Annotated in this window: 4 protein-coding genes and 2 pseudogenes; 4 read left to right on the top strand and 2 right to left on the bottom strand. The window is 72.2% G+C overall.

The genetic code is table 11. The features are described from left to right. The 3 genes and pseudogenes from I53_RS33835 to I53_RS10020 form a co-directional block, all read left to right on the top strand. Positions 1–216: pseudogene (locus tag I53_RS33835) on the top strand (ABC transporter permease); the annotation flags it as partial. Between the two features lie 103 nt (positions 217–319). Continuing rightward, a complete protein-coding gene (locus tag I53_RS10015; RefSeq protein WP_043349923.1) occupies positions 320–2,176 on the top strand; it encodes an alpha/beta fold hydrolase in 1,857 nt (618 codons plus the stop codon). A gap of 12 nt (positions 2,177–2,188) precedes the next feature. After that, positions 2,189–3,586, top strand: a complete 1,398-nt coding sequence (locus tag I53_RS10020; RefSeq protein WP_043349924.1) for a bifunctional enoyl-CoA hydratase/phosphate acetyltransferase — start codon at positions 2,189–2,191, stop codon at positions 3,584–3,586. A gap of 287 nt (positions 3,587–3,873) precedes the next feature. On the opposite strand, the gene I53_RS10025 is transcribed toward I53_RS10020, so the two are convergent. Continuing rightward, positions 3,874–4,242 carry an SPW repeat protein gene (locus I53_RS10025; RefSeq protein WP_051044758.1) on the bottom strand — a complete coding sequence of 123 codons (369 nt, stop codon included), beginning with the start codon at positions 4,240–4,242 and terminating at the stop codon, positions 3,874–3,876. A 77-nt stretch (positions 4,243–4,319) separates the two neighbouring features. Between I53_RS10025 and I53_RS10030 the strand changes: the two genes are divergently transcribed. Then, positions 4,320–5,201, top strand: a complete 882-nt coding sequence (locus I53_RS10030) for an RMD1 family protein (protein WP_374701310.1) — start codon at positions 4,320–4,322, stop codon at positions 5,199–5,201. On the opposite strand, the pseudogene I53_RS33840 reads toward I53_RS10030, so the two are convergent. Beyond that, positions 5,191–5,516 (bottom strand): annotated as a pseudogene (locus I53_RS33840) (hypothetical protein); the annotation flags it as partial. The gene I53_RS10030 and the pseudogene I53_RS33840 overlap by 11 nt on opposite strands.

Consider the following 5,516-nt stretch of genomic DNA (forward strand, 5'->3'; position numbering starts at 1 on the left):
CGGGAGCACACGCCGCTGGAGAGCATGCCGCCCTGGCTCGCCACGCTCCTCCAGGCCTCCCCCACGGTCCATTTCGTGGCCTTCGCGCAGGCGATCCTCTACCGGGGCGCCGGTCTCGACGCGGTCTGGACCCGCATCGTGCTGGTGAGCGCGATCGGCGCCGTGTTCGTCGTCGCGGCGATCCTGCGGTTCCGCAAGACGGTCGCCCTCCCGTGACATCGGGGGACCGCGGCCGGGGGCCGTCCGCCGCACCTTGATCTGAATCACGGGAGGGCGGCTGCGCCTGCCGTACCCTGCGCGGCGTCGCAGGAGACCGTGCATGCTCGACGCTGAGGTGAGAGACCGGGCCGAGACGGCCGCTGAGCCGCCGCGGCCCGGATTGCGTCTGCGCCCGATCCCGGAGGTCCCCAGCCCGGCATCCCGGCCCGATCCCCCCGAGGACGAGGACGATCTGGCGCCGGTCCGGCGCGCGATCGATCAGAGCGTGCACGCGTCCGTCGCCCGGATGACGGCCGGCCTCTCCCCCGCTGCCCTCGCCGAGGCGTGGTTCGACTGGGCCATCCACGCGGCCTTCTCGCCCGGCAAGCAGGCCACATTGGTGATGAAGCTCCTGCGGAAGCAGGTGCGCCTCGCGCAGTTCGCCGCCCGGAGCGCCGTCCTGCAGGGCCATGCTGCGCCGTGCATCGATCCGCTGCCCCAGGACCACCGCTTCGACGATCCGGCCTGGCAGGTCTGGCCCTTCAGCCTCGCCTGCCAGTCGTTCCTGCTGACCCAGCAATGGTGGCACAACGCCACGACCGGCGTGCCCGGCGTGTGCCGCGCCCACGAGACCATGGTCGCCTTCGCGGCGCGCCAAGTCCTCGATGCCGCCTCGCCCTCGAACCTGCCCTGGACCAATCCGGTCGTGCTGGGCGAGACCGTGCGGACCGGCGGCGCGAACCTCGTCACGGGCCTGCTCAATGCCGCCGAGGACGCCCTGCGCGCGGCCGACGGTCTGAAGCCGGTCGGCGCCGACGCCTTCCCGGTCGGCGGCGCGGTGGCGGTCTCGCCCGGCAAGGTCGTGTTCCGCAACCGGCTGATCGAGCTGATCCAGTACGCCCCCACCGTGACCGCGGTCCGGCCGGAGCCGGTGCTGATCGTCCCGGCCTGGATCATGAAGTTCTACATCCTCGATCTGTCGCCCGAAAACTCCCTGGTCCGGTACCTCACGGGCCAGGGCCACACCGTCTTCATGATCTCCTGGCGCAATCCCGGTCCGGAGGACCGGGACGTGTCCTTCGACGATTATCGCCGGCTCGGCGTGATGGCGGCCCTCGAGGCCGTCTCGGCCATCGTTCCCGGCCATCCGATCCACGCGGCCGGGTATTGCCTGGGCGGGACGTTGCTCGCCATCGCGGCCGCCGCGATGAGCCGGGACGGCGACGCGCGCCTCGCCTCACTCAGCCTGTTCGCCGCGCAGCTCGACTTCACCGAGGCCGGAGAGCTGACGCTGTTCATCGGCGAGAGCCAGATCAGCTTCCTGGAGAGCCTGATGCGCAGCCAGGGCACCCTCGATGCCCGGCAGATGGCCGGCGCCTTCCAGCTCCTGCGTTCGAACGACCTGATCTGGTCCCGGATCGTCCGCGACTATCTCCTGGGGCGGCGACAGCCGATGACAGACCTGACGGCCTGGAACGCGGACGCGACGCGCCTGCCGGCGCGGATGCACGCCGAATATCTGCGTGGCCTGTTCCTCGACAACGATCTCGCGGAGGGGCGTTTCCTGGCCGGAGACCGGCCGGTCTCCATCAGCGACATCCGCGTCCCGGTCTTCGCGGCGGCCACGGAGCACGATCACGTCGCGCCCTGGCGTTCGGTGTTCAAGATCCACCCCCTCGCCGATACCGACGTCACCTTCGTCCTCGCCAGCGGCGGCCACAATGCCGGGATCGTCGCGCCGCCGGGGCGGAAGCAGGCCCGTCATCGGATCCGCACCACGCGGGCGACCGACCGTTACCGCGATCCCGACACCTGGATCGGGCAGACGCCGCAGTGCGAAGGGTCCTGGTGGCCCGCCTGGGTCGCCTGGCTCGCCGAGCGGTCGGGGCCGCCCGCCCCGCCGCCCGCGATGGGCGCACCGGCCTCGGGCTACGCGGTGCTCGGGGACGCGCCCGGCGCCTACGTGCTGGAAGCCTGAGCGGGTGGCCCGATGGAACCGCCCCGCTTCATCGAGAACCGCACCTTCGACGAGATCGCGGTGGGCGACACCGCCAGCCTGACCCGCACCCTGCAGGCGCAGGACATCAGCCTGTTCGCCCTGGCCTCCGGCGACGTGAATCCGGCCCATCTCGATCGGGACTATGCCGCCACGGACCGGTTCCACGGGGTGATCGCGCACGGGCTCTGGGGCGGGTCGCTGATCTCGGCGGTGCTCGGCACCGAACTGCCCGGGCCCGGCACGGTCTATCTCAGCCAGTCCCTGCGGTTCCTGCATCCGGTCCGGATCGGCGACACGGTGACGGCGCGCGTCACCGTGCGCGCCAAGGAGGCCGCCGATCAGCGGGTCCGCCTCGACTGCGTCTGCCTGAATGCGCAGGGCGAGACGGTCATCACCGGCGAGGCCGAGGTGCTGGCCCCCGCCGACAAGGTGCGCCGGCCGCGCGTCCTGCTGCCGGAGGTCCACCTGCACGAGCGGGGCGTGCATTGGAAACCCATGATTGCGGCGGCGCGCCGCTTCGCCCCGGCGCTGACGGCCGTCGTCCATCCCTGCGATGCGGTCTCGCTCGAGGGCGCGCGCGCCGCGCGCGAGGCCGGGCTGATCGTGCCGGTTCTGGTGGGGCCGCGGCCGAAGATCGAGGCCGCGGCGCGCGCGGCCGGCCTCGCCCTCGACGGCATCGAGATCGTCGACGCGCCCCACAGCCACGCCGCGGCGGAGAAGGCGGTCTCCCTCGCCCGCGCCGGCCGGGTGACGGCGCTGATGAAGGGCGCGCTCCACACCGACGAGATCCTGGCGGCCGCCATCGCCCGGGCGACGGGCCTGCGGACCGAGCGGCGCATGAGCCACGTCTACGCCCTCGACGTGCCGAGCTACCCCAAGCCGCTGTTCCTGACCGATGCCGCCGTCAACATCGCGCCGAGCCTGGAGGAGAAGCGCGACATCGTGCAGAACGCCATCGACCTCGCCCGCGCGCTCGGCATCGCGCAGCCCAAGGTGGCGATCCTCTCGGCCGTCGAGACGGTCTCCACGAAGCTCGGCTCGACCCTCGACGCGGCGGCCCTGTGCAAGATGGCCGGGCGCGGGCAGATCACGGACGGCCTCGTCGACGGGCCGCTGGCCTTCGACACCGCTATCTCCCGCGCCGCCGCCGCCGCGAAGGCCCTCGTGTCGCCGGTCGCGGGTGAGGCCGACATCCTCGTGGTGCCGGACCTCGTGTCGGGCAACATGCTCGCCAAGCAGCTGATCCATCTCGCGGGCGCCGACGCCGCCGGTCTGCTGCTCGGCGCCCGTGTCCCGATCATCCTGACGAGCCGCTCCGACAGCCCGGAGGTGCGGCTGGCCTCCTGCGCGCTGGCGCAGCTCTTCGCCCACCGCTCCGGGACGCCCTGATGGATCCGATGCTCAGCGGGGGGAACGCCGGCGCGCCGCGCCTCGAATGCGCCCCGAGGGGCCACGGCAGCGTTACGAGCGTCACGACCACGATGGCTTCACGGCCCTCGACGGACCGAGGGCGGACCCGCGCTCCCGCACGGTCGATCCCCGACGGGGGCTCCAGCGCATCGGCGCGGGCGCCACGCCTCCAGGGCCGGATCCGACGAGGGTCGGAACGGCGGCCCCCCGGAGGACGAGGCAGGCCGCGGCACGGCGGGGGTGCGGGCCAGGGGGGCGGCGCCGGCTCAGACCTCGTAGGCCGACGGGGATTCGCGCAGGCGCCAGACTTCGGAACTCGCCGAGATGATCAGCGCGATGCCGAAGCTCACATGCGCCCACGTCGCCACCGTGGCCTCCTGGAAGCCGAGTGCCCAAGGGGCCAGGCAGACCCAGAGTCCCCCTGCCGCGATGGCGTAGACCTCCCAGTCGTAGGTCTGCATCAGCGCCAGCACGGCGAGGATCGCGACCGTGGTGCCGAATATCCAGGCGTTCCAAGCCGCGGCGGTCTCGGACGCGAATCCGAAATACCAGGGCGCCGCGATCAGGCCGATGCCCAGCAGGAGACTCAATCCGTTCAGGAAGATGTCCTGCGATTGATTGTCGATGGTGCGCATCCTCCGCTCCCTCAACGGGTCCGGCGCGCGTGTCGCCGCCGTGCCCGGGACCGTATTGCGCGGGGCGACGGGACACCTTGCGTTGGATCAAACCGGGCGCCGGGTCCCTCTCGCGGCCGGGCATCGGATCGACGCGGTCGGGGGTTCCGCTGAGCCAGGACACGCTGCCGGTCGAACCGCAATGCCTGATCGCCCGCGCCCGGATCCTCGGCGACCGCATCGATACGGCGGGTCTCGAACGCAACGACACGCTCGCGATCAACCCGCTCGCCTTGCGGGTCGGGTGCGGTTTTGCGGTGGTCTTCCGCTACGGGGTCGTGGTGACGGTCGGGCTGTCCCCGAGCGAGGAGGAGGCGATGGCGGCAGGCCTGCTGTCGCGCGTCCGCGGTCCCGTGACGCGGCCGGAAGAGGAGACCGCCACGATCGAGATCGGGCCGGATCACGACGATCAGGTCGTGCCCGGCGGCCGGATCGCCATCCGCCAGCTGACGCCCGGGCGTCTGATCGTCATCGCCGACATCCTCGCCAAGAGCACGGCGCTGGCGCAGAACGAGATCGAGGTCGCGGCTGTCTTCGACGTGATCGAGCCCTTGGCGCGGCGCCTGGCCGAGACGGGGCGCGCATCGGGCGGCCGTCGGGCCGTCCTGAAGCATGTCGGCAGCACGCTGCTCGTCCAGCACAGGGTGTCGGGGCGCGTGGCGGTCGAGGAGAAGCCCGAGGTGCTGTGGGATCAGCCCGGCCTGGAACGCCTCTACGCGCGCCTCGAGGACGAGTACGAGCTGCGGGAGCGGACGGCCACGCTGAATCGCAAGCTCACCGTGATCGGCGCGACGGCGACCGCGCTCACCGACCTGATGCACACGAACCGTTCGTTGCGCCTGGAGATCGTGGTCGTCCTGCTGATCGCCCTCGAGATCGCGATCACGTTCCTTCCCCTGCTGCCCGCCTTCAGGCGATGAGGCCGCCGCCCGGAAGGCCGTCCGGACCGGACCGATCCGGCGCGTTGCCGTCCGCGCGGGGCCGGGCCGGGGCCGCGTCGCTCAAGCCGCGACGCGCCGTCTGGGCAAACGCGTCCAGGGACGGGCGATACGCGCCGGTCAGGACTTGGCGTTGGGTCAACGAGAGGGTGGGCATGCCGGCGCAGCCGCTGATCTGCTCCAGATCCCGGAAGAAGGCGGCCTGCGCGCCCCCCGAGCCCGAGAATGCGACGCCGAGCAGGTGCGGCGGCGCCCCGGCCTCCTGGAGGTAGGTCCGCACCGGCCCGGGAAGCCGGC

It is taken from the genome of Methylobacterium sp. B1, assembly GCF_000333255.1.
Taxonomy (GTDB): Bacteria; Pseudomonadota; Alphaproteobacteria; order Rhizobiales; family Beijerinckiaceae; genus Methylobacterium; species Methylobacterium fujisawaense.